We start from the raw sequence: 23,962 nt of genomic DNA on the forward strand, positions 1-23,962 counted from the left end.
GTCACCGGCGGGGTGCGGGCCGGCCCGGCGGGAGGATGCGGGGCGGCGCCGCGACGGCCAGAGCGGAGCGTGGGTGCGGGGTCGCCGCCCGGGCCTGGCGGAGGAACGGCTCACTGTGGGTGAGCCAGCTGGCGATGGCCGGCCACGTCCGCGCGCCCAGTTCGGGGCGGGTGAGCGAGGTGCCACGGGCCAGCTCCTCGCGCACCGCCTGGGCATCACCGAGGGCGTCGGCAAGCCGTGCGAGGGCGTCGGTGTCCTCGGGCCACGGCGCGGCGGCGGGGCTGCACCGGTCCAGCAGCGCGGGAGCGTGGTCCACGACGGTCAGGAAGTCCCGCCAGGCGCCATCCAGGAACTGTGCGGTCGCGGCGCCGAGCGCGTCGATGTCCAGGGGAGTGGCGTCGCTGTAACGGTTGGAGGCGACCATCGCACTCCAGGTGTCGTGCTCGGTGCGGATCCGGTCGAGGGCGCCGGCCGCTGCGGCGATCCGTCGGGCGTGGACGGCCCGGTCGTAGGCGGGCAGGTACCAGTCGGTGATCGCCCTCGCCGCGCGGCCGGGGAAGGGCGGCAGGACGATGCTGCGCGGGGCGTGCGGCTCGCCGTACCCTTCGTCGAACGGCTCGGGGGTGAAAGCGCCGACGAGGTAGTCGAGTTGGTGGCCGGGGCGCTCGACGAGCAGCAAGGTGGTGCCTGAAGCGGATTCGGTGAGGGTGGCGGCGTAGGGGATCCGGTCGCTCTGGACGGCGCGGCCGAGTTCGCCGCTGTCCCATAGCCATGGCACGAGGTCCTCCTGCCACACCGGGTGGCAGTACAGCTCGACCTGTGTCTCCCAATTGCCAGGCAGGAGGCCGGCGATGTCACGGACGGTGTCGTCGATGAAGCGCCGCGTGCTGGTCGTCACCGTGACGCCGTACGCCTTGGCAGAGCGGACCAGACCGGTCACGGTGGTGCGGGAGGCGTCCGGATCCTCGGCCTGCAGGCGGTACACCCCGGCTGCGTCTCGATGGAATCCGGAATCCTGCAGCGCGCCTTGCGCGGCCTGGTACTTCGTGCCGGATGCGATGGCGACGATGCCGGCATCCCGGCTGTAGGCGAGGATGATCTGCGCGTCAGCCATGGGCGGGCATCTCACGGCAGACGACGGAGCGAAGGCTGCGACCGTAGTGCCAGGCGTGCTCGCGGGCGGCTGCCTCCAGCTGGTCGTATCCGCGCTGGGCGGTGAGCTGGCCAGGGTGCTTGCGGTACCTATACACAGGCTGGGGCAGAAGGATTCCGGGGGCGAGGTTGGTCACGCCGACGGCCGCCATGTAGTCCTCGCCCTGGACGAGGCCGCCCATGGGGGCGGCGCGCACCAGCTCGGTGCGGGCGAGGATCGTGGTCGGCCCGATCGGGATGGTGTCCGCGGGCGACCGCCAGTACGTCCACACGTCGCCGGCCTCGTGCCGGCCGGGCGGCGTGGGGCAGCGCCACAAGGTGGTCGACCCGTCGGTTTTCCGGCTGGGGTGAGGGCTGTTCGCGATGTTCGCCGAGTCGGTGACCGCGTGCGTCACGTGCTCGTTTGCCGACTACTGCCGTGATGTTCGCCATGTCGGTGGACGGGTCGGCTCGGAGGAACTGTGGTGCGGACGCTGTCGGTTGGACAGCTCAGGGTGCAGACGGTGCGGCATGGTGATGGCCGTGAGGCGTACACCATCTTCGACTCGGTGCGAGGAGTGCACGGCGGGGCGGACCGTTACCTGGCCGGCTATGCCTGTACGGGGTCGGATCGGACGTACGCCTACCTGCTCGTCGATCATCTTCGGTGGCTGGAGCACGAAGGATTGACGCCGGAGGACGTCGGGTTCGGTGACCTTGAGCGGTACATGGGAGCGATCGGAGCGAAGATCGCCGGACCGTACGGTCGCCCGTGGCGGGTGGGGAAGCGGCCGTACGGCAACGACGCGCTGCGCGGGGCCGCGGCGTGCCTGAAGGGCTTCTATCTGAAGCAGGCCGAGTTGGGCGTCAACACCGAGCTGGTGGGGGCGCTGAAGCTGCACCGGATGCCGACCCAGCGGGATCGGGACCGGTCGCTGCTCGGTCATCTGCAGCGGAGCATGCAGGCGAATCCGCTGGCGCCGAAGTCGGTGCGGCGTCGGCACAAGAAGATGCTGCCGGACGGTGCTCGGGCAGTGTTGCTGGATGAGGTCAACTCCTTTCGGGATCGGCTGGTGGTGGAGTGGCTGAGCGACGGCGGGTTCCGGGCTGGTGAGATGTGCGGGCTGCACCTGTGCGACCTGCACCTGCGGGACGAGGCCGCATGCGGGGAGTGCCGCGGTCCGCACGCCCATGTCTGCCATCGGGATGGGCTGGTCAACGGGGCGCGGGCCAAGACGAAGTGGGAGTGGGAACTTCGTGACGGAGTGATCCACGGCGGGCTGATCAAGAGGGTCAGCCCGGCCATGGTCCATGCATACTTCGACTACCTGACCCTGGAGTACCCGCGCGGCGCCTCGCACGGCATGCTGCTCGTTCAGCAGCACGGCCCTGGGCGTGGTCTGCCGTGGGCCCCGGAGGGGGCTCGCAAGATGCTCAAGCGGGCCGGCCGCTGGGCGGGGCTGGGCCTGATCAAGCCGCACATGTTCCGGCACACCTGGGCCAGTGCGGTCCTGGACGCCGCCGGCGGGAACCTGGCCATCGTCCGGGACGCGGGCGGATGGGCCTCGACCGAGGTCGTCGATGAGATCTACGCGCACGTCGACGTGAACGACCCGGTTTTTCATGACGCCCTCCTTACGACGTGGGGTGGGCTGCGGTGAGCGAAGCGACACGCGCCCCTTTGCAGCCCCTGGCCAGCACTTCGGCCCGTGAGCGACGCGATCGGCTGGATCACGGCCCTTCTAGCGGCGCCGGGCGTCGAGCCGGTCTATCGCGAGTCGGCGTTGCGTTGGCCCGGCGACCACCCGGTCTACGGCTGGTTCTGCCGGGTCAACGGCTGCCGCGCCACCCGCACCAACACCGTCGACCTGTGCCATCCGCACCGGGCGGAGTGGCGAACCGCGAAGCAGCAACCTGGCGCCACGCGGCGGGAGTTCCTGCGCACAGCCGAGCCCAAGGAACTGGACCTGCGTCTGATAGGGCCGCCGGATTGCCGGTTCTGCCCTGAGCGCCCGTCGCGGCATCTAGGGCTGCGGCTGTGCCTGACGCACTGGAGCCGGTGGAACAAGGTCCTGTTCAGGAAGAGGGATCTCACCTACGACGAATTCGTTGCGCTGCAGACCGAGGCGTTGCCCGGCTACGGCGACTGCCTGGTTGCTGCCTGCGTCGGCCGGGCGGACAGCCCTCTGCGGCTGTGCTACGTCCATGACGAGCGCTATCGCAATGACGGACGGCCCGGTGAAGCCCAACGGCCGCCAGGGTGGGGCGGTGACCGGGTCGTCGGGCGAGAGCCCGTCGAGATCAACTGCATCGACCCCGATGCCTTCCGGCACTGGTGCCGCACCGCCCGCCCCGCCTCGCGCGCCGGCACCGTCAATCTCCTGGGCCTTGTGCCGCTGGTCCAGGCCGAAATCCGCTTCGGGCTGCTGGCCCATGCGCAGAAGGCTCAACGCTCGGCCTGGCCCCTGTGGCACATCCAGGCGGTGGCGAACCTGGCCCGCCTGCGCGGCGTGAACTCCGTGCTCGACCTGCTCTCCGACCCGGCGGCGCTCGCCGAGCACGAACGCAGGATCCTCAAGGAGACCGCGGACGAGCTGAGGATCGTCTACGTCACCGAGCAGGAGGCCAAGGACGCTGGCTTCCTGGAGACCGAGCACTACGGCATCCGCTACAAACGCCGCTCCAGCCACTTCGACTTCACCGACGTGCCGCAGCGGTGGCTGCGTGATCTGCTCTGGGAACGAGTGGCTCGCCGCCTGCGGTCCCCGCAGGCGCCGCGAAGCCCGCAGCACATCGAGAACGGGCGCAAGGCGTGCGCCGAGCTCGGCGTGTTCCTGACCGCTGTCGCGCCCGGAGGCGGCCACGACCCGACTGCGCTCACCGCGGACCACATGAAGCGCTTCGTCGCCGATCACAACAAGCGGGCGCGCGAGGGCCTGCCGTCGTTGGCGATCAGCCGTGACGGACGGCCGATGAAGGTCACCAGCTACACCCGCCGCAATGTCTTCAACGAGGCCCGGTCGATCCTGCGCGACGCCCTGGAGACCGGGGATGCCGAACGCATCGGCTTGCCGCGGGAGTTCATCATCACCCTGCCGACCGCTCGACGAACGGACCGCACGCGCAACCCGTTCCCCGACCCGGTGGCTCGGGCCCTGGCCGACGAGCCGAACCTGCAACTGCTGGATGACCGCTTCGACCCGAACGACATGGGCTATCGCGACATCTGGGAGGCCCTGGTGTTCACCGGCCGCCGCGCCTCGGAGATCACCGAACTGCGACTGGAATGCACCTCGATCCAACGCAAGGTCCCCTTCCTCTGGCACGACCAGACGAAGGTCGGCAACCTCGACGAGGCCATCCGAATCCCACAACGTCTCTATGAGCGGCTGGAGCTGCGCAAACAGCGCACCGTCGAACGCTTCGAGGACCTCTACGGCCGCAGCCCCGGACCGAAAGAACGCAAGACCCTGGCCCTATTCCCCTCGCCCCACAAGAATCCGGTCGGCACGGTCGCGATCACCTACAGCATCTTCGGTGACGCCTTCCGCGACTGGCTGGAGGCGTTGGACATCGGCGGCTGGGTGCCACATCAGGCCCGCCACACTCTGGCCACGAACCTGCTGAAGAACGGCGCCGGCCTGCACCACATCAAGCAGTACCTCGGCCAGATCTCTGTACGGATGGCCGAGCACTACGCGAAGGTCGCCTCCTCGGAGGTCGACGACGCACTCGAGCGGGTCTGGGTCAGCGGACCGGGATCGGCCGAGCCGGGCCTGCTGCTCGCCTCGCCGTCCGAGCACATGACCCGAGCTGAGGCCCAGGCCATGGCCATCGACCTCGCGCGCCGCAGCACCCCGGCCGAGGGCGGATTCTGCACCTACCAGCCCGTGGTGCGCGGGGATGCCTGCCCGTGGGACCTGGACTGCCACAACTGCGACAAGTTCGTGATGTCCGGCGCCGACCTCCTGTATTGGCGCCGGAAGGCCGAGCAGTGGGCCTCGCTGGCCGAACGCGCCCCGGACGACCGGACGGCCGACTACCTCCACACGGTCTTCGAGCCGACCGCCCGTGCCATCGGCGGCCTGGAGAAGGCGCTGGTCGGCCTCGGCATGCGGGAGGACGCGCTCGCCCTGGACCTGCGGCGGCCCCAGGACTACTTCGACCGCATGTGGACGCTCGCCTTCAAGGCCAGTGACCTTGCCGCGATCGACCCCGACGACACCGACTCGTACGAGGAAACTGCATGACCGCCTCATCGCACCGCACCGCCCAGGCTCTGAAGGCACGCAGCCAGAGGACCGAAGCCAGCCTCCTGCGCATCAAGAGCGTCGTCGACCAGCTCGCCAAGAACGGCGGCCTGATCACCGTGGCCGCAGTCGCCCGGCAAGCGGACGTCTCGCGCACCTTCCTCTACGAACACACCGAGGCCCGGAACATCGTCACCGAGGCCACGCTCCGGGCCCGCGGACTGCGAGCGCAGACGGATCAAGCCCAGCGCGACGCAGTCGAGGCGTCCTGGCGTGAACGCGCGCTCAACGCCGAGGAGGCCCTCAAGAACACCAACGCGGAGGTCGCCAACCAGCGAGAACGCATCGGCGAGCTCCTGGGGCAGATCGCTGCACTGCAGGGCGAATGGACTGACGCCGACGTCGTACGCATCACCACCGTCAACGTCGCCCTGCAACGCGAGGTCAGGGCCCTGACGACTGAGCGGGATCGCCTCACCAAGCGTCTCGCTGCCGCCCGGGACAACGCGCGGTTCGCCGACAAGCGCATCGCCGCACTCGAAGCGCAGATCGCCGAGCAGCTCACCGCCCCGCGCACCTGACGGTGCGCCGCCCACGTGATCGGACTGCACGAACTCGCTCGCCACCCTTACGCGACCGACGCGCATGTGCACTGTAGGGTCCGCGACTCGATGCGCAGCGCTTCCTGTGGAAGCGTCGGAATCCGGATGGCATTAGCACTTGTGAGGTCGGTAGATGCTGCCCAATGCTCCGTGACACTTGCCGAAGGGCCAGCGTGCACGCCTACAGACTGTGACAGTGATCAGTGCCGCACTGGGGGTGGCCAAGCCTGGGCCGTGACCTGTTCATAGGCCGATCGGTGAGATCTCGGCGGATTCTCGCAGTTGAACGAATCTGTGGCCAGCATCCGTCACGGTGACATGAATGGAGAGGTCATCACCTTGATCGGGTATATCGTCGATCGAATCAACTTTAATGTACCCAACATCGCGCAGATGTCGCAGTTCGCCCTCCAGCGGAGCCCACTTTTTGTATTCTCCAAATTTCCCGGAGTCAAGTTTCTTGAGGTTGAAATACATGCCCTCCGACATCGCCATAAGGAACAGCTTTGAAACGCTCTGGTCAAGACTGTCCAATTCCTTCTTCACGACGCCGATTTCATTTTTAAGCCCTCCAATTTCGACGCCAAAAACCTTAATTGGGTCCCCGCGCTCAATGCGTTCTTTCAGCGGCTGCTGAAAAATGAGCAGGGCGAGCAGAATCAGTATGACCCAGAGTGCGGTCTGTATCAGTGGCACGTAGTTTTTCATCTATCGCACCTTCCCGCCTCAGGAGAGAAGTCTTCTGCTCCATTGTCTCGCGCAGGTGGGTTGGTGTCGATAGCTAAATCTGCTGGTCAAGGAGTTGCAGCAGGTGGTCGGCTTCGGCGAGGAAGTCACGGGAACACGTCCAAGCCAACAGCCTTTTTGGTGTTCCTGATCTGGTCGCGGAGGGGCGTTTCGCGGACCCCAGGGCCTTGGCTGCTGCCGATACGTGAGGCTGTCCGGGGATCTTGGTGAGCCGACACAGCCGTTGAACCACGTGACTCGCCCGCAGACGGACACCCGTGCCGTACGGTCATGCCAAACACCGTACGGAGCGACGCGCCCAGGCCGCCCTGAGAGACCACTAAACATCGGCAACCGGCAGTTACAGTCCGCAGTCGTTGTGCACTGATCGCCGATTTTGCGCATCAACTCGCGGTTCCTACATGCACGTCCCCTGTCGCAGCGACTCCAGGTGCTTGCCGTGGTTCCAGGCGAACCGGCGGGCCTGCAGCTCCATGGCCGGATACTCGGGCTGGGCCGTCATCTGCTCCGCATGCTTGCGGTAGTGGTAGACCACGGTCGGCAGCAGAGCACCGCGGGCAGCACCGGTGACGCCGATGAGATAGACGTAGTCCTCCCCTTGGGGCAGGGCGGCATAGCCACCGCTCGCGCGGACAATCTCGGTGCGTGCGAGGAGCGTCGTTGGTCCGATGGGGATGGTCGAGTTGGGGTTCGCCCAGTGGCGCCAGACGTCGCCAGGTGCATGGAATCCGGGCGGAGTTGAGCAGCGCCAGGTGGTGATCGAACGGTCGGGGTGAAGGTCTGCAGACCAGCCTGCACACCAACCCAGGTTGTGCTTCTGTGCGTAGCGGAGGCGCACGGACAACGACTGCGCGGGGAGTACGTCGTCATCGTCTGACGTGGTGAGCCAGTCGGCGGTCACCTCGTTCACGGCGAAGTTGCGCGCAGCGCCGGCTCCCACCGGCCGCGGAAGCGCGACCACCTTCACACGGGCGTCCGTGCGCAGGACTTCGGGCACGCCCTCCTCGGACACGCCGTCGAGGGCCAGGACCCATTGCCAGCTCACTTCCTGGTCGCGCAGGCTCGCATAGAGCTCCAGCAGGTACGGGATGCGGTCCGGGCGCAGCCGCGTAGGGGTGACGACGGCAACCTTGGCGTCAGGCGCGGAATGCACGGGGGATCTACCTTTCAGCGCCGCGACGGTTCGCGCGGCGTTCGACAACTGGCCTTCCATGGCACCCGATTGAGTGGAACGGGGCCCGGTCGGGAGCGCCGTCGCGTACATGTCCGCTACGTTCAATCCCAGGTCACCGGCCACAGAGCGCCTCCGTCGGCCAGAAAACGTCGGGGTGAAGGTCCTCGCTCCACCCGGCGCACCAGCCCAGCCCGGTTGCTTCCAGGATGTCCAGTCGCGCCGCCATGGCGTCGTCACTGAATTCGTCATCGTCGTCGGCCCAGTTCACGTACTCGGTGCGAACCTGGGCCAGCGCGAAATTCCGGGCGCAGGCGGCGCCGACTGGCCGCGGCAGGGCGAGGGCGCGCACGCGCGGGTCGCCGGCGAGCGGGGCGGGCAGGCGCGCTGAATCGGACCCGTCGATCGCGACAACCGCCTCCCAGGGTACGGACTGCCGGGTGAGGCTGGCGTGCATGGCGGTCAGGTAGCCGAGCCGGTCCTCGTGCAGCTGGGTGGCGATAACGACGGTGATCAGGGGCGTGTCGGACGTGGGCAGGGGAGGTCCTTCGGCAGGTGGGGAGAGGTTGGGGTTAGCGGCGTGCGGCTGGGTGGGCCGGTACGCCCCGCGCGGGGGTGAAGGCGCCAGCGGCGGCCTGGGGTGCGGCGATGCGCGGGGCTTGGATGACTGGGGGCGGCGCGAGAGAGGACCAGCGCGCGGGGTTGTCGCTGAAGGCAGCGCGGGGGTCGGTGTTCCAGTCCACGAACGGGCCGATGTCTTCGTGGAGCAGGCTGATCACTTCGATCCCCTCCGGGTGCAAGATGTAGCCCCATTGCAGGTCCTGCTCGTCGGCGGTGTAGTCGGTGACGGTCATCCGCGCCGGCGGGGAGCCGTCCGGGGTGATCAGGTTGTCGAGGGTGCGGCTGGGCCACTGCTCGCCGCCGGTCAGGGCAGCGACGAGCGCGGGCGGAGCGCCGTGGAGAAGGTCGGTGCCCAACTCGTCCCAGCCGATGGCAACGTCGTCCACGAGGTGGCGCGACATGGCTTCCAGGTTCTGGCGGAACCGGTACCGAAAAGCGGTGAGGAGGAGCGGCAGGTGGTGGCTCGGCACACCGTCGGTGTGGACGTAGATGCCCTCGTAGCCGGTTATGCCGGCGTAGCCGGTCTGCGTGGGACGGGCGATGAAGGATCGGGTTGACAGGAGGGGCTCCAGAAGTGTGGGCGGGCTACCGGCCGTGTGTCGGGCCGGTGGGAGGGGCCGGCGGAAGGCCGGGCGCAGTCCGCCCCTGGGGTGGGAGGGGCGGGGTCGGTGCCGGGTCGTATTCGGCGCGCAGGATCGCCAGGTCTGCTTGGTCAGCGATGGCCAGCACGGACAGGCTGCGGCTGGCGGCTGTCATCAGCGCCTTCGGCGGAGACCCCGGCTCCGCTCCGCGGTTCTGGCCGCGCCAGCGGGCGGCGGCCACAAGGTAGTCGCTCACCGCCTGGAGGACCGGTTCGGCCGCATCCAGCAGATGCCGGGTGACCGCACTGGCCTGCGCTGGTGTATCGGCGGTGGCGAGAGCGTCGAGATAGGGGCGAAGGTCGGGGCTCGGCAGGTTCTGCTCGGGCAGCGGGTGCTGGGCCAGGAACGGTTTGGCGTCCCGTTTCGCCCAGCGCAGTAGGTCTTCGCGGGTGGCGATGCCGTAGTGGGCGGCGGCGATCTGGTCGGCATCGCGTCCGACGTTGTCGTACAGCTCGAAGTCGGGATCTGGCATCAAGGCTCCTACACGCAGGTGAGGAAAAGAGGGGGAAGGCGCGAGCGCTGATGGGGGCGCCTTACCGATGGCGGGCGGTCGCGGGGGCGCTGGGTGGTGCGGGAGCGGGCGGGTGCGCGGATGTGGTGGTGGGCGCGGTGGTGTGGCGGAGGTTTACGCCGATGCCCTTGTGGGCCAGCTGGTGCACCAGGGCCTGCACGCGTAGAGCACGGCCGTCCTCGCCGTATGCCGCAGGCAGCAGGAACGCGGCCTGGTGGGGGTGGTACTGGAAGCCGAGGGCGTACAGCGTCATGCGGGCGTCCTCGGGAACGCTCTGGTACGGCGTGCCGAGTGCGCCGTCCTCGTACCAGGTCAGGGTGACGACGCGTGCCACCTGCGGCGGTCCGGGCCGGTAAGGGGGCTCCGGCTGGAGGGTGGCGTTGTGACGTACCACTGCCAAGGCGTACCGGTATCGGGGCAGGACGCGGCGGATGACCGCGGCGGCAGCGCGGACAGGATCGCCTGTGACCTTGATTCCGCCTGGTTCCGCCACGCCGTCGAAGTGGTGCGGCTTGAGGCCAGCCTCGGGAGCGAGCGGAGCGACGAGGAATTGGTCGCGGTGGAGCGGCCGGTCGATGACGCACAGCTGCTCGCCGTCCGGACCGGTCAGCACGGAGTCGTGGGCAAGGACGAATTCGGCGACTGCCCACTGGACATGTCCGCAGTCCCAGACCTGGTCGCCGAGGGCGAACTGTTCACTGTGTTGCGTGTGGTGGTGGTACTGGCTGGTCCATACGCCGGGCAGACGGGCGGCGAGCGCGTCGGCGAAGGAGGCCAAGTCGGTGCGGTGGGCGGTCATGTGGTCCAAGGTGTGGAGCCGGTGCAGGTGAGTGTGAGTGCCGGCTCAGAACGGGAGACGAAGGGCGCGGGCGGTGCGCGGCGGGCCCGGTGGGAGGCCCGCGATGGGCCCGCTGGCGGGCGTTGAGCGATGACGCAGGGTGGCCGGGTCGGACGCCGCTGTTGAAGGCTGACCATCGTGAGGCTGTGGAGCGCTGCCGGGGTACTCCCAGGTGAACTCGTACTCGTCGTACGAGTCGATCAGGCCCATTTCCATCTTGGTTTCACGGTCAGCGACTTGGGCGAGCAACTCGTCCTCTTCTTCCTGGCACTGTCGGTACTCGGCCCAGTCGGCGTCGCTGAAGTGGGCGGGGCGGTTCAGGGGACTCCTTGAGTGGGTGATGCCGGCGTGGACGCTTCGGTGCGCCCTAGACGAGTAGTTCCGATGTGTTCAGCGATCGGATGCAGCCAGTTGGGACTGGAAGAGGACGGCGGGCGCACCTTCGAGGGCGTGCTCGGTGCCGGGGAAGGCTAGTGCACGCAGAACTCGTTGCCCTCCGGGTCCCTCATGACCACCCACTCGCCGGACGGTTCCTTGACGTGGCTCTGGATTCGGGCGCCGAGGGCGCGGAGGCGCTCAACCTCCGTGTCGAGCTCGCCCGCGGGGCCGTGAAGGTCGATATGCAGGCGATTCTTGGTCGTCTTTTTCTCCGACGGCGGTACGCGATTGAAGAGCAGCCGACGCCCCAGGCCCGTGCCGCTCTCCGCGTCGTACGGGTCGTCGGGGTGGCGTACCGCCGCCGCGTCCCGCCAGGCGCGCCGGTCGTGGTGGTCGATGAGGATCTCGGGCGGGATGGCGCCGAGGTCGAGGAGCTTGCCGATGAGGGCGCTGTGGTCCTCGACCTCGTAGCCGAGCACGGCTGCCCAGAAGTCCGCCTGGGCGTGCGGGTCGTGGGCGTCGACAACGAGCTTCCAATGCAGGGGAGTTGAGGTCATGGTCACCACTTATAGACCCCGGCACTGACATCGGGGCCGCCACCCGCACCCAGCCGAGTGGTTCAGATGCGTTCAGTAATCGAATGCGGTCAGCGACCGCAGGACTGGGGCACCGGTTTTGTGGTTGTGCCAGATCGAGGCGGCCATCGCGAGGATGCGCTGGGCGACGCGCACGGCGACACCCTCGAAGGTGCGACCGCCGTGCTGTTCCAGGTCCAACTGGCCCTTGAGGGTGTCGTTGACCGACTCGATCAGCTGTCGCACCGACTTCAGCAGGGACTCGCCCTTGCGGCGTTTCTCCCGTTTGAAGGACGGCCGGAGCAGCTCGGCGCCCTGGAAGGCGAGATCGGTCTCGAACTCCCTGGAGGCGAAACCCTTGTCCGCGGTGATCAGCAGGCCGGGCCGGTCTGCGACCAGGTCCGGCTCGCGATCCAGCATCGCCGTCATCACCTCGCGCTCGTCGATCTTCGGATTTGCCAGCGCCCAGGTGACCGGCATGCCAGTCGGCGTGCAGACCAGGAACAGGCGCAGGCCCCAGAAGAACCGTGAGTGCGAGGCGCAGTACCCGTATCCGGCCCAGCCGGCCATCTGCGACCGCTTCACCGTCGGCCGCGACATCCCGCATGGCACCGGCGTGGAGTCCACGATCCAGTGGTTGTCGAACCAGAAGTCGGTGTCCACCGCGAGCAGTCGTATCGCCTTCTTGACCAGCGGCAACGCGGCACGCAGTCGCTTGTTGTACCCCGGCCGCTTGGGCAGGTAAGGAAACATCGAGCCCAGGTTGTTACGGGCGAATCGCAGCCAGCGTTCCTCCGAGGCGAAGCCCAGCAGGGCCTGCGTGACGGCGAGGCAGACCAGCTCGGAGTCGCTCAACCGCGGTGGTCTGCCCAGGCATCGGGTCTCTCCGATCTCGTCGTCGATCTTCACGTACAGTCCGGTGATGAGGGTGTCCAGGTGCTCGTTCGTCACAAAACGATCTTGGACGCCCTCTCTGTGTCTCCAGACGGACCATCAACATTCGGAACTACTCGTCTAGCGGTGGCGTGTGGTCGGCCGGGGTGGCGGGGGCGCCGGGCTCTGCTGTCGGGCCTGTGCGGGGAAGAAACGGTGGAAGTCGAGGTGGGCGTCGAGTTCGTTGGCCGCGTCGCACAGCGATTCCGACGCGCGCCGCAGGTAGGCGCGCGCCGTGGCGTGGTCGATGACCATGCGGTTGTCCCGGTACTGCCGGTCGGTCGGGCCGGAGGACCGGGGCAGGCAAAGGGCGCTCTCCGCGGTCTCGGCGAAGTGCGGTGCTGCGTGGCTCGACATGGTCGCTGCCGTCGCAAGGTGGGCCAGTACGGCGCTGCCGACGCGGTTCGAGCTGTGGGTGCTCCGGGCGAATTCGGCAGTCATTCGGACGACGTCGGCCGAGAGGGCCTGTGCGTCGGCGGCATGCTGGATCAGTTCGGCGTAGGACGGCGCGGCCGGCACACGGCCGGTGTCGTCCAGCAGCTGGCACTTCTCGGCGGCGGCGAGGAGTTTGGCCTTCAGGTCGTTGAGTGCGCCGATAACGTGGATGGTGTAGTCGCGAGGTATCAGTTCGCGCTGGGCATCGGGATTCATGAACCCACTGGGTATTCAGTGCATGCGGGCGTCGGTGTCGAAGAGTGCCAGCTCGTGGGGGTGCAGGAGGTGCTGCACGATGAAAGATCTTCCGGCGACCTTCCATAGTCCGCGGCCCCGGTTGAGGTGGGCGATGGCGTCGGTTTCCACCGAGGTAAGTCCCAAGAGTCCGGCTGCTGCATGGAGTTGGTCGGTCTCCTGCCGGTAGATGATGCGGGTGGAGCAGTCGGCGAGCAGTCCTTCGGCCAGGGCGCGTCCACGGGATCCGGCATCGCCGGCGGTGAGCAGGTCGGACAGCCGGTGGATGACCATGAGGTTGGCGATGCCCAGGCCGCGGCTCAGCTTCCACTGGGACTGCATGCGCTGCAGCAGGCCCGGGTGGCGCATCAGGCGCCAGGCTTCGTCGTAGACGATCCAGCGCCGACCGCCGTTCGGGTCGGACAGGGCGGACTCCATCCAGGCCGAGGCGCAGGTCATGGCGAGGACGAGGGCCGTGTCGTCGCCGGAGCCGCCGAGGTGGGACAAGTCGATGGTGAGCATCGGCGAGTTCGGATCGAAGGCGACGGTGCTCGGCGCGTCGAACATGCCGGCGAGGTCGCCGTGGACGAGACGGCGCATGGCGTGGGCCAGGTCACGGGAGGCGTCACCGAGGCGGCCGGACATCATGCCGCCGGCGGCGTCGAGTTCGTCGGGGTTGTTCAGGGTGGCGGCGATGTCGCCCAGTAGCGGGGTGCGGCCGGTTGCGGCGGCGCGGGTGACGACGGCGTCCAGGGCGACGTCGAGGCCGGTGTGCTCCATCGGCAGCAGGTCCCGCCCGAGGACGGTGCGGGCCAGGGAACCGAGCAGCAGCAGGCGGCGCTTGCGGATCTCGCTTGCCCAGTCTGCCTCCGAGACGCTGTTGGGCCTGGGGGCGGCGTCCAGAGGATTGAGCTTTCCGGGCAGTCCAGGGCCCAGAGCGATGGAGGTACCGCCCAGGGCTCTGGCCACAGCCGTCCATTCGCCCTTGGGGTCACAGGGGACGTAGACCCGGTACCCGAAGGCAATCGAGCGGAGCGCGAAGGACTTGGCGAGAGCGGACTTGCCCTGGCCGATCACGCCGGCCAGCAAGACGTTGGGGTTGGTGAAACCCTCGATCTTGCCGTACAGGGCGAACGGATCGAAACAGAACGACGCCTCGGCGTGGACGTCGCGGCCGATGTAGATGCCTTCCGCGCCCAGCCCGCCTTCGGCGAGGAAGGGGTAGGCCCCGGAGGCAGTGGCGGTGGTCATGCGGTGGGCGGGCAGCTTGAGCTTGTTGTTGCGGGCCGAGGCGGGCCCCGGGCGGCCGGCGGGCGGGAAGAGGGGCAACGGCATTGTCTGCTCCTCCGCGCTGGTCCCGGTCGTGTGGGCGGCGGCCTCGATTCGGGCTTTCGCGGTGGCTTCGGCGAGCTGCCGGCGGGCTGCCTTGCGGGCGGCGCGGTCGGTGCCGTGCGGGGTGAACAGGGGGCTGGCGCTGGCACGGCGGGCTCGGCGCGCGGGCCGGTGGTTCATGGCATTACGGCTTTCACGTGGTGGGGTCTGGTGCGGTGCCGGTCAGCGGCTGCAGCTGGTGGTGTGGCCGTGCAGCGGGGTGTTGAGGTCGCTCGGGGTGGTCTTGCGGCGCACAGCGTGGCTTGCGGCGAGTTGGCGCTGGCAGATGGTCAGGACGGGTGGGCCCTCGGGCAGCCGCTCGGGATGACATGCGGTGTCCGGCGCGGTCTCGTGCACTGCGGGCAGGAGGTGGAAGGCGTCATGCACGGCAGCGGCGGACTGCCACAGCCGGGTGTGCGCGGTGGCAAGGTGACGGCCGGCGGCGGGATGCGTGGGCCGGGTGACCTCGGCGAGATGGTCGAGCAGTTGATGCAGCGCGGTCAGATGGGCGTGCAGCACGTCGAGGTGGATGCGGTCCGCGCTTGTCGGAGCGGTCTGCTGGGTGAGGGCGCGTGCGTGGTGGCGGACGCCGGCGCTGGCGGCCCGCAGATACGGGTGGGCGTCGCCGACGGGGAGGGCAGAGGTCAAAGGGATCCTTGACGGCGGGGATACGCCGTGGGGCGGGGTCACAGAGCGGTGCGGGCGAGCGGCAGCGCGCCGAGCGTGAACGCGTCGGGCTGCTGGTAGTTGAGGCGCCGCAGGTCGACCTGGGCGGTGACGGCGGCGGTCTCGATCTGCGCGCAGGCGGCATCGAGCAGGGCATCGGTCTCGGCGGAGACGGTGAGCAGCCCGATCAGGGCCACGTCGGCGTGCCCGGCGATCAGCTGACGTTCGCGGGTCTTGACGTCGGCGTACTCGACGGAGTCGGCCTCGGAGTCCACCTGGCCGCGGCGGGCGCGCTCGTTGGCGTCAGCGATGATCGCGGCCTTCTTGCGTTGGACGTCGCGCATCGCGGACTCGATCCCCTGTGGGACGTAGATGAGGGAGAGGGTGCGCCGGACTCCGGTGGTGAACATCAGTCCGTGAAGGAAGCCTGGGCTGGTTTCGGTGCGGGGCCAGTCCTCGACCCAGTAGGTGGCGTGCCGAGCGGTGTCGGTGGCGAGCCGGTCGTACTCCTCGACCTGGACCACGGGACCGGCGGCGGCCGGTTCGGCCTCGGCCTGGCCGGATGGCGACCACTGCTGCAGAGCGGACAGTGCCTTGGGGTCGTAAGCGGTGCGGATGACGGCGGCGATCTCGCGGGCACTGAGCCAGCCGGTCACCGTCAGCCCGGCGCTGCGGGCAGCCTGGGCGATGGAGGAGGTGGTCTGCTCCATCACGGTGAACGCACCCGGGAGTCCGCCGCCGGCTTGGTTGATCAGACGCTTGGCGGCCTTGAGGTCCAGGGAGATCGCCAGGTATGCCTCGTGTGGTGCGGCGGCAGGGCCTGCGGAGGCGACCAGTTCGCTGTAGACCTGTCCGGCGACCGGGGTCTGGGGGTTGCCCTGTTGGGTCCAGTGGCGGGTCAGGGTGTCGCCGGAGTCGGGGACGGTGCGTTCCAGGACCTGCACGGTGGCGACGTGCCCGGTGCGGGCGATGCCTGCCAGCGCTCGTCCCCACCCGGCCACGTTGTGGTTCTGCGTTGCCGGGTCGAGCAGGGCGAAGGCTCTGCTGGAGACCCGGGCGATGGCGGTCAGGGTCTGCTGGTGCGGGTCGTGCACGGCGGCGGCCTGGTTCGTCGAGTCGCCGGGGGTGACCACGCGCAGCGAGGCGGCGCTGCCGGGAAGGTGCAGGATGCCGTCCTGGCGGGGCCGGGTGACGGGCCGGGCGCGCCACAGGGTCTGTCCGGTGCGGCGCCGTCGTGCGTAGCGCAGGACGATCGGCGCCCAGTCGATCAGCGAGCGGCCGTGGCGGCGGACGGCGACCAGGGTGGTGACCGCAGCCCATAGCGGGGTCAGGGCGATGGCACCGAGCAGCCCGGAGGACACCACCGTGACCAGCAAAAGCGCCAGAGCACAGGAGACAAGGACGAGTTGGGCCAGGGAGAGGCCCAGCAGGATGCCGCGCCTGGATCTATGGGGGAATTTGACCGTGAGCGGGGTGATGGAGAGATCAGACAAAGGCCGTTCCGATGAAGCGCGGGTGGTGACCGGGACGGCACGCGGCGCAGAGGTCACGGCGCGTGCCGCCCCGGAATTGGGCAAGGGTCAGATGCCGGTGGGTGAGGGTGGCGGAGGGCCGGTCCCGCTGGCGGTGCCCGCGGAGTCCGGGGTTGACGGGGGGCCCTGCGGCGGTGGCGTGGAGGCGCCTGTTCCGGTCTGAGACATGAAGCCGGCAGCCTGGCCGGAGGGCGCTCCCGAACCGGCACCGCCCTGACCGGGCGAGCCGCCGACGTGACCGCTGGTGTCATCCCGGGGGCTGGTCGGCGGAGGTTGGACTGCCTTCTCCAGGCTCGTCTTCATCGGGCTGATCCCGGGGGAGCCTTCCGAGCTCTCTTGCTTTTCGCCGCCGCTGCCGCCGGTGGGATTGGTGGCGATGTCTCCGGGGAAACCGCCACCGGAGCCAGGCCCCTGCGGTGCAGCCCCGACGCTCGCGCCGGCTGCTGCGCCGCCGGTTCCGGCTGTGGCGGCCATCGAGGCTGCCTTCCGGCCGGCCTTTTCCGCGTGGGCCCGGGCCATCTGGGCACCAGCGCCGCCGGCGCGGTGGATGTCTTCGCCGTTGGTGCCGTCGGCCGCCCAGTGGACGAACTTGAACACGGCGTACGGGCACAACAGGACCAGCACCATGATCACGATGCCGGACATGATGTCGGCGAGGGCGCCGATGCCGCCCTTGGCGGGGGTGTTGCCCATAGCGGAGATGCCCAGCACGAAGATGATCGTCATCAGTAGCTTGGAGACGACGAGGGTGGCGGTGGCCTCGATCCAGCCGCGGCGCCACCGTCGGGCGACCTCCCAGCCGCCGCCGGCTCCGGCGAAGACGGCGAGGGTGACCATGACGAGGATGCCGACCTTGCGGACCACCATCACGCACCAGTACAGGATCGCCCCGAGGGCGGCGCCGAGTCCGGCGCACACCGCGACCAGCCAGCCCATTCCGGTGACCGCGCCGATCTGGGCGACCTTCACGATGCGACGGACGGCTTCCTCGATCGACAGGTGCGAGACCTTGAAGAGCCCGTCGCTCAACGCGTCGACCACTTCGATGGCGACGGTGGTGAACGCGATAGCGCAGAAGGCGAAGAGGACACCGGACATGGTGCCGGTGAGTGCCTGGCTGAGGGCTTGGCCGTCACGGCGGACGGCTGCGCGGATGAGCTGGGCGCAGAACGTCGCGACGAGGATTACCAGGCCGATCGGCAGCAACAGCTCGTAGTTGTCGCGGAACCAACCGGCGTTCAAGTCGACCTTGGTGGTGTTGTCGACGGCCTTGGCCGCCAGGTCGGCGGCTGCCGCGGCCAGCTCACCGGTGGACTTGGCCATCCAGTTGCCGATGGCCTGGCCGGGGTTGGAGACGAAGTCGACGGCGTCACCCACCGAGCAGAGGGTGCTGGCCAGGGGCAAGTCACAAAAAGCCACGGAAGTACTCCTCTCAGGGGTGGGTCACTGGATGACGGTGGGGGCGATGGCTGCCAGGGAGCAGTCGTGCTGGGGGCGGCACTGGACGGCGAGGGTGATGGCGCGGTCCTCGGCACCACCACCGCCCTTCTTCCATGCGAGCGTCTGCTTGCCGTTGACGGTGACGACGTAGACGTATGCCTGGGTGATCGCTGACGGGTCGTCGGCGAGGGCCTGCTTGAACGCGGTAGGGAAGTGCGCCTCGGTGACTGTGGCGGTGGCGTGTTGGTCCTGGTCAGCCAGGCGCGACCACAGCAGCGGATCGGGGACCTGCCCGGAGACGGACGCCCAGTCGGCGTACTTCGACTCCTTCGTCATCCACGCCTGCATGCCGGCCAGTTGTTGGTCGCGGCTGGTGGTGCGGGTGTCGTAGGACCACAGCATCGAGGCGGTGGCCTTGGCGTAGGCGACGGGTTCGGAGATCTGCGGCGGCTTGGCCACCGCCCCGGTGCCCGGCGATGGTGCCGTCGAGGTGGGATCCGTGGAAGGCGCGGTGCTGTTCGTCGCCGACGGTGTGTCGGCCTCGTGGCGCTGACTGTTCTGCCCGGTGAACCAGGCGGCGATGCCGGCGACGGCAAGCAGTGCGGCGATGGCGAGGGCGACGACCACGACGCGACGTTTGGTCGTCCAGGTGGCGCCGTAGCCCGAAATGAGGGTTCGGAGTCGATTCGGCATTTAGTGGACCTGAGACCCCAGGGCCGAGAAGAAGGCGACGATGCCGTTCGCGGCCCCGAGGCCCAGGGCGGCGCCGGCCGCTACGACGGCGCCCTTCTTGCCGTTGGCCTCGGCCTGGTGGCCGCCGGTGTGGTGGCCCCAGGCCCACACACCGAGAGAGACGGCCAAGGCGCCCACGACGGCCACGATGCCGAACAGGTTGATCGAGTTGACGACGTTCTTCAAGACGGACAGGCCGGGCAGGCCCCCCTCAGAGGGCGAGACGCCTGGGTTGTAAGCGAGGTAGACCACGTGGTCTGCGAAGGATGCGGGTATGGCGGAACTCCTTGCATGCGCAGGCCGAATGGCGCAGCGGGGAAGGGGAAGAAGAAGGGGAGATGGCGCTCAGGGCGCGGAGGTGCAAGCCGAGCCCGCCCGGCGTCCAGGGGCCGGGCGGGACGCGCGGATTAGGTGACGATGCGGCGGGCCGCCAAGACGGTCCAGCCCTTGATCGGCTCGATCCGGACCGGCTTAGTGGTGCGCGGAGCGTTGATCACCAACCCCGCACCCATGTACATGCCAACGTGTTCGGGGTGGGCGGCACTGCCGCGGCTGAACACCAGATCGCCAGCTTTCAGGGCGTTCGGTGAGACGGGTTTGCCCTCGGTGACCTGCGTGTAAGTGGTGCGGGTGAGCGAGATGCCGGCGTGGGCGTACGCCTGCTGCATCAGCGAGCTGCAGTCGCACCGGCCCATCGGGTCGGGACCGTGAGGGTTGGTGCACGCTCCGCCCCACTGGTACTGGGTGCCGAGCTGCTGCATGGCCCACTGAAGCACGTCGCGGACCTTCGGCGGGGCGTCCTTCGGGATGCTGTACCCCTGGGGAACGGCGCCCTCCGGGATCGCACCCCAACTGGAGCCGTCCACACCGTGCGCACAGATGGAACCCGTTGACTTTGCGGCGTCACCGTCGTTGGTCTTGCCGGGCTGTGTGTCCTTGCCGCCGTGGGGGAGGGCCTTGGCAACGGCCTTCTGCAGAGCACGCGAGAGCTGTTCCCACTGCGCGTAGGCGCCTGGGAAACCGGATGCCTGGACTGCCTGGGCGGCCTGGGCGATCGTCATCTGCTGCCAACCACGCACCTCCAGCAGCGACTTGTAGAACTTGGTGCTCGTGTATACCGGGTCGCGGATCTGCGCGGCGGTGCCCCAGCCCTGGCTGGGGCGCTGCTGGAACAGACCCAGGGAGTCGCGGTCGCCGTAGTTCAGATTGCGCAGCCGGGATTCCTGCATCGCGGTCGCGAGCGCGATGACTTGGCCCTGCTCCGGCACCCCGAGTGAGATGCCGGTGGCGACGATGGTCTTGGCGTTGGGGATCTGCTCGTCTGGGAGGTCCAGTCCCTCGACGTGGATGTTCGTGGTGGAGCCCTTGCCGCCGAGGATGGCAGTGACTTGCTTGGCGACGGCGGCGGTGTCGATATTCGCGCCCGCGGTGGTGCAGTCAGCGTTGTGGGCGCTGTTGCTGGTTGCAGCGGCCATCGCGGCGGTGCCGGCGAGGAGGAGGGGGGAGAGGCAGCAGACGCCGATGGCGGCGACTATGCCCTTCAATCCGGCCCGCCTCCCGGCGGGCGATGCCCGGTCGGCGGCCGGTTTTCAGGCAGGGGCGAGTAGGGATGCGTCACAGCGGGGGTCCTTGGAAGTGAAGCCCGGCCGCGCATGCGCAAGGGTGGAAAGGGTGCGACGGCCGGTGGGGTGAATCTCGGGGGCGGCGACGGGTGCGAGTTGAAGCTTGCACCGCGTGCCGGGCGGCGGGTCAGGTGTGCCGGGACAAGGGGATACCTCCAGAGAAGGCAGGAGTGGGGATGAGCCATCGGCGGTGTTCGCCGGGCAGTTCCAAAACAGTAAGGGCGGATCCCCGGTTGCCGAAATCGTCTCCGATCAAGGCTTGATTTCGGGGTTTTTGGCGGCGATAGCGCTCAACCGGGGATCGTGCCCTACAGTTTTGACTCCTCCACCGCCACCCCGCCGTGCGGACCGTGAAGCCTCCTGCTTGCATCCGGTCCCGCGGGGCCTTCTGGCGAGCCGGAGCGACTCTCTCCCATCTCACCCGACCCGAATTGGGGTACCCCTTTTGTCTTTTTCCCTGCACCAGGGCGACGCGCTCAGCGTCCTGGCCGAGCTGCCGGACAACTGCGTAGACTCCGTCATCACCGACCCGCCCTACAACAGCGGTGGCCGGACCGCAAAGGAGCGCACCTCCCGCAGTGCGAAGCAGAAGTACACCTCCGCTGACGCCGGCCACGAACTGCCGGACTTCACAGGCGAGAACATGGACCAGCGGTCCTACGGCTTCTGGCTGACCCAGATCATGACCGAGGCCCACCGGCTGACCAAGGTCGGTGGCACCGCGCTGCTGTTCACCGACTGGCGTCAGCTGCCGATCACCACGGACGCCATCCAGGCGGCCGGCTGGCTGTGGCGCGGCGTACTGGCCTGGCACAAGCCGCAGGCCAGGCCGCAGAAGGGGCGCTTCACGCAGAACTGCGAGTTCATCGTGTGGGCGAGCAACGGGCCGATCGACGGCTCTAGGAACCCGGTCTACCTGCCGGGCCTCTACAGCGCCTCGCAGCCCTCGGGCAAGGAGCGGCAGCACATCACGCAGAAGCCCGTCTCGGTCATGCGTGAGCTGGTGCAGATCGCTCCGCCGGGCGGCACCGTGCTGGACTTCACCTGCGGCTCGGGCTCGACCGGCGTTGCGGCCCTGCTGGAGGGTCGCGATTTCATCGGCGTCGAGAAGACGCGCCACTATGCGCAGATCGCGGCTGACAGGCTCGCCGAAACGCAGCAACAGACCCTGACGCAGGATGACTTGACCCTGATGGCCTGAGTCCCATTGCCGCCGTGCGGTACGGCCCTTGGTGCGCTTTCCGTGCGCCTTTGCCGTGCCGCGCACGGGGGTTATAGCACCGGATCCCCGGTTACCGAAACCGGGGATTGTCCGGATGGTTGGAGCCGTAATTCACGCCATCGGCTGCGGCTTCAAGGAGGCCCTTTTCGTGCCTGAATCCATAAACTCCCCGGAGGACGGGGCCACGGAACCGGTCCGCCTTCCGGAATCCGATCTGGAGACCATCGAGGCGAGCGTCCGCAAGCTGCTCGATCAGTCAGCCGAGCAGGCGCGGCAGCTCGACAGCCTCGCCTCCGCGCCTGCGGCGTCACCGTTCGGTGCCTTCGGGATGCCGGGATTCGCCGGCATGCCGCCGCAGCCCGCTCCGCCCGAACCCCGCCCGATCCTGGAGCTGGAGGGCGAGGAGTACGAAGACGAACTCGACGCCCTGTCGGACTGGACGGATGACTTCCTCATCCGGGTCTACGGCGCGGAGGTCACCACCGCCGCGCCGTGGTGCGAGCAGTGGCAGGAGCACGACGACGTCGTCGCCTGGCTCCATGCCCTGTGGCTGGCCTACCAGCAGCACAAGGACCCTGAAGCCGGGCCGGCCGGGCTGTTCGTGTGGCACCGGGACTTCCTCACCCACGCCATGGCGGCCATCCGGGCTCCCGGAGGACCGCTGTCGGCGTGCATGACGGATCCGGACCGGCCCGCCCACCGCCTGCTGCCCGGCCCCAAGCCCTCGATTCGATCTTCAAGCTCCGCTGCCGAAGAGCCGGAGGAGAACGGCGGACCGGACCAGGCCGCCGGATGACCGGCCCCGAGATGCGGCCGGCCTTCGGCCTCTCCTTCGACCCCCGCGCCCTGACCGACCTCCTACAGGCCCCCGGCGACATCCGCGACCTGGCGCTCTCCCAGCTCCAGGACGTCGTCAACGCCCGCTTGTTCGGCGCCAAGCTGACCCGGGATCTCGCCGGATGCCGCAAGGTCTACGTCGACCACCGCAACGCCTGGCGCATCGTCTACGCCCAGCGCCCGGCACCCGCGCACTCCACATACCGCACCGAGATCCATGTGGTGGCCGTACGCCCACGCCAGGCGCACGACGTGTACGACACCGCCCGAGCCCGTCTCGGCATGACCCGGCAGCCGATGAGCGCCCGCACCCACGCCGCCCGTACCCGTTCCCCGCAGCTGGGCACGCGGCAACCGATCCCCAAGCCGGCACCGCCGCTGTACGCGGTGCCTGGCCTTCCTCAACCTGCCCCCTCCCCGACCCTGAAGGGCCCCGTTCGTTGACGCAGTTCCCCACCCTGATCGACCAGGTCGCCACCGCCGTGCTGGCGCCGACCACGATCGCCGAGAACCCGCACCACCGCACCATCCTCGATGTATTCACCGAGATTCAGGACCTGGACCGGCAGCTCGCCGAGCTGTCCGGCGACGAGCTGCCCGAGGGGGTCAGCGCAGCCGAGCAGCTCGACAAGCTCACCAGCGTGCTCATCGAACGCATGGCAGCCGGAGCCGAGCTGAACGCCCTCCTGTCCACTACCCGCTGTTGCGCCGCCGCGTACGAACCCGAAGACGGGGGTGCGGACGAGCCGGTGGATGACGGGGGAGCGGACTTCGATCCCGATCTCGACCTTGGTTTCGATCCCGACCAGGAGCCCGACTTCGAGCCGGACTTCGACCCCGGCCTGGAGGACGACTTCGAGCCCGACTTCGAGGGCTTTGAGGCGCACGCGCCCGAGCAGGACGGTGTGTTCTGCCCGAGTCGGCCGAAGACGATCGTCCACGCCTGCCTGGATGCCTTCGACGCGTTGGCGGCCCCGGAGTACGTCACTCCCGCCGACCTGGTCGCGTACTTGCGTGAGCTGCCCGGCCAGGCCGAAGGGCGTCGGCCGTACGCCGACATCACCACGGTCCGGCTTGGCCGACTCCTGCTCCCTTACGGCGTTCGGTCCCGCGAGCCCCGTGCTGCTGACGGCAGCCGCTACAGGGCCTACCGTCGCGCTGACCTGCTGGCCGCCCGTCCCAACTGCTCCTGCTGACGCACCACGCCTGGCGCGCACTCGGCCCGGTCACGGCCGCAGGCTGGACCTGATCGACGCCGCGCCGAATCCGCCCCGATGCAGACGTGCCATCACTCGCGCTCGTCTGCATCGGGCATGACAGTCGCGAGGCCGGCGTCGTTGCCCTCGGTGCAAGCCATCGATAGCTGCCGGGTTGGGGCTTCGGCGCCGCCTTGGCCCGGCCGGCAGCCCCGGGGCGCCCGCACTGGCCGGGCGTACATGCTGACCGCGTTCACGGGCGTCCACCACACCCGTG

At 68.7% G+C, this 23,962-nt stretch carries 23 protein-coding genes and 2 pseudogenes; 7 read left to right on the forward strand and 18 right to left on the reverse strand.

Annotated elements, in window-relative coordinates:
* Position 1 precedes the first annotated feature (1 nt).
* Together ACO1BR_RS24065 and ACO1BR_RS24070 are read right to left on the reverse strand one after the other, a co-directional pair.
* A complete protein-coding gene (locus ACO1BR_RS24065; protein WP_426797163.1) occupies positions 2-1,114 on the reverse strand; it encodes a hypothetical protein in 1,113 nt (370 codons plus the stop codon).
* Positions 1,107-1,484 (reverse strand): annotated as a pseudogene (locus ACO1BR_RS24070) (glycosyltransferase); the annotation flags it as partial. The pseudogene ACO1BR_RS24070 and the gene ACO1BR_RS24065, both read right to left, overlap by 8 nt.
* Positions 1,485-1,655: 171 nt before the next feature.
* Here ACO1BR_RS24070 and ACO1BR_RS24075 point away from each other — a divergent pair.
* Genes ACO1BR_RS24075 through ACO1BR_RS24085 form a run of 3 tightly spaced genes read left to right on the forward strand, consistent with a single transcriptional unit; the run spans position 1,656 to position 5,962 of the window.
* Positions 1,656-2,792 carry a tyrosine-type recombinase/integrase gene (locus ACO1BR_RS24075; RefSeq protein WP_426797164.1) on the forward strand — a complete coding sequence of 379 codons (1,137 nt, stop codon included), beginning with the start codon at positions 1,656-1,658 and terminating at the stop codon, positions 2,790-2,792.
* A gap of 48 nt (positions 2,793-2,840) precedes the next feature.
* Entirely contained in the window at positions 2,841-5,381 is a 2,541-nt protein-coding gene (locus tag ACO1BR_RS24080; protein ID WP_426797165.1) for a tyrosine-type recombinase/integrase, read from the forward strand.
* Complete coding sequence (locus ACO1BR_RS24085) at positions 5,378-5,962, forward strand: DUF6262 family protein (protein ID WP_426797166.1); 585 nt, start codon at positions 5,378-5,380, stop codon at positions 5,960-5,962. Before ACO1BR_RS24080 ends, ACO1BR_RS24085 begins: the two co-directional genes overlap by 4 nt.
* Positions 5,963-6,226: 264 nt before the next feature.
* On the opposite strand, the gene ACO1BR_RS24090 is transcribed toward ACO1BR_RS24085, so the two are convergent.
* From ACO1BR_RS24090 to ACO1BR_RS24165, 16 genes and pseudogenes are all read right to left on the reverse strand, one after another.
* Entirely contained in the window at positions 6,227-6,691 is a 465-nt protein-coding gene (locus ACO1BR_RS24090) for a hypothetical protein (RefSeq protein ID WP_426797167.1), read from the reverse strand.
* A gap of 436 nt (positions 6,692-7,127) precedes the next feature.
* On the reverse strand, positions 7,128-8,027 hold the full coding sequence (locus ACO1BR_RS24095; RefSeq protein ID WP_426797168.1) for a glycosyltransferase family 2 protein: 900 nt from the start codon (positions 8,025-8,027) through the stop codon (positions 7,128-7,130).
* A gap of 25 nt (positions 8,028-8,052) precedes the next feature.
* Positions 8,053-8,418 (reverse strand): annotated as a pseudogene (locus ACO1BR_RS24100) (glycosyltransferase family 2 protein); the annotation flags it as partial.
* Between the two features lie 55 nt (positions 8,419-8,473).
* Positions 8,474-8,992: a hypothetical protein gene (locus ACO1BR_RS24105; RefSeq protein ID WP_426797169.1), complete on the reverse strand. Its 519-nt coding sequence runs from the start codon at positions 8,990-8,992 to the stop codon at positions 8,474-8,476.
* A gap of 115 nt (positions 8,993-9,107) precedes the next feature.
* Positions 9,108-9,635, reverse strand: coding sequence for a hypothetical protein (locus tag ACO1BR_RS24110; protein WP_426797170.1), 528 nt, complete (start codon positions 9,633-9,635; stop codon positions 9,108-9,110).
* A gap of 61 nt (positions 9,636-9,696) precedes the next feature.
* Positions 9,697-10,473, reverse strand: coding sequence for a hypothetical protein (locus tag ACO1BR_RS24115; protein WP_426797171.1), 777 nt, complete (start codon positions 10,471-10,473; stop codon positions 9,697-9,699).
* Between the two features lie 509 nt (positions 10,474-10,982).
* Positions 10,983-11,447: a VOC family protein gene (locus tag ACO1BR_RS24120; protein WP_426797172.1), complete on the reverse strand. Its 465-nt coding sequence runs from the start codon at positions 11,445-11,447 to the stop codon at positions 10,983-10,985.
* Positions 11,448-11,519: 72 nt separating this feature from the next.
* Complete coding sequence (locus tag ACO1BR_RS24125) at positions 11,520-12,416, reverse strand: IS982 family transposase (RefSeq protein WP_426797173.1); 897 nt, start codon at positions 12,414-12,416, stop codon at positions 11,520-11,522.
* A gap of 63 nt (positions 12,417-12,479) precedes the next feature.
* On the reverse strand, positions 12,480-13,049 hold the full coding sequence (locus ACO1BR_RS24130; protein ID WP_426797174.1) for a hypothetical protein: 570 nt from the start codon (positions 13,047-13,049) through the stop codon (positions 12,480-12,482).
* A 15-nt stretch (positions 13,050-13,064) separates the two neighbouring features.
* Positions 13,065-14,579 (reverse strand): VirB4 family type IV secretion system protein, encoded by a 1,515-nt coding sequence (locus ACO1BR_RS24135; protein ID WP_426797175.1) that lies wholly within the window; start codon positions 14,577-14,579, stop codon positions 13,065-13,067.
* A gap of 42 nt (positions 14,580-14,621) precedes the next feature.
* On the reverse strand, positions 14,622-15,086 hold the full coding sequence (locus ACO1BR_RS24140; RefSeq protein WP_426797176.1) for a DUF6238 family protein: 465 nt from the start codon (positions 15,084-15,086) through the stop codon (positions 14,622-14,624).
* Positions 15,087-15,124: 38 nt separating this feature from the next.
* Positions 15,125-16,597, reverse strand: coding sequence for an SCO6880 family protein (locus tag ACO1BR_RS24145; RefSeq protein WP_426797177.1), 1,473 nt, complete (start codon positions 16,595-16,597; stop codon positions 15,125-15,127).
* Between the two features lie 87 nt (positions 16,598-16,684).
* Positions 16,685-18,055: an SCO6881 family protein gene (locus ACO1BR_RS24150; RefSeq protein ID WP_426797178.1), complete on the reverse strand. Its 1,371-nt coding sequence runs from the start codon at positions 18,053-18,055 to the stop codon at positions 16,685-16,687.
* 24 nt (positions 18,056-18,079) lie between these two features.
* Positions 18,080-18,769 carry a hypothetical protein gene (locus tag ACO1BR_RS24155; RefSeq protein ID WP_426797179.1) on the reverse strand — a complete coding sequence of 230 codons (690 nt, stop codon included), beginning with the start codon at positions 18,767-18,769 and terminating at the stop codon, positions 18,080-18,082.
* On the reverse strand, positions 18,770-19,084 hold the full coding sequence (locus ACO1BR_RS24160; RefSeq protein ID WP_426797257.1) for a DUF6112 family protein: 315 nt from the start codon (positions 19,082-19,084) through the stop codon (positions 18,770-18,772).
* 131 nt (positions 19,085-19,215) lie between these two features.
* Positions 19,216-20,352: a C40 family peptidase gene (locus ACO1BR_RS24165; RefSeq protein WP_426797180.1), complete on the reverse strand. Its 1,137-nt coding sequence runs from the start codon at positions 20,350-20,352 to the stop codon at positions 19,216-19,218.
* A gap of 523 nt (positions 20,353-20,875) precedes the next feature.
* On the opposite strand from ACO1BR_RS24165, the gene ACO1BR_RS24170 reads away from it, so the two are divergent.
* The 4 genes from ACO1BR_RS24170 (at position 20,876) to ACO1BR_RS24185 (ending at position 23,685) form a co-directional block, all read left to right on the forward strand.
* Entirely contained in the window at positions 20,876-21,631 is a 756-nt protein-coding gene (locus tag ACO1BR_RS24170; RefSeq protein WP_426797181.1) for a DNA-methyltransferase, read from the forward strand.
* 169 nt (positions 21,632-21,800) lie between these two features.
* Positions 21,801-22,448 (forward strand): DUF4913 domain-containing protein, encoded by a 648-nt coding sequence (locus tag ACO1BR_RS24175; RefSeq protein ID WP_426797182.1) that lies wholly within the window; start codon positions 21,801-21,803, stop codon positions 22,446-22,448.
* Positions 22,445-22,933, forward strand: a complete 489-nt coding sequence (locus tag ACO1BR_RS24180) for a hypothetical protein (protein ID WP_426797183.1) — start codon at positions 22,445-22,447, stop codon at positions 22,931-22,933. Before ACO1BR_RS24175 ends, ACO1BR_RS24180 begins: the two co-directional genes overlap by 4 nt.
* A complete protein-coding gene (locus ACO1BR_RS24185; protein ID WP_426797184.1) occupies positions 22,930-23,685 on the forward strand; it encodes a DUF3631 domain-containing protein in 756 nt (251 codons plus the stop codon). The genes ACO1BR_RS24180 and ACO1BR_RS24185 overlap by 4 nt, the downstream gene beginning before the upstream one ends.
* The last annotated feature ends 277 nt before the right edge of the window (positions 23,686-23,962 follow it).

The sequence above is a fragment of the Streptomyces sp. YGL11-2 genome (genome assembly GCF_050054615.1).
Classification (GTDB): Bacteria; Actinomycetota; Actinomycetes; order Streptomycetales; family Streptomycetaceae; genus Streptomyces.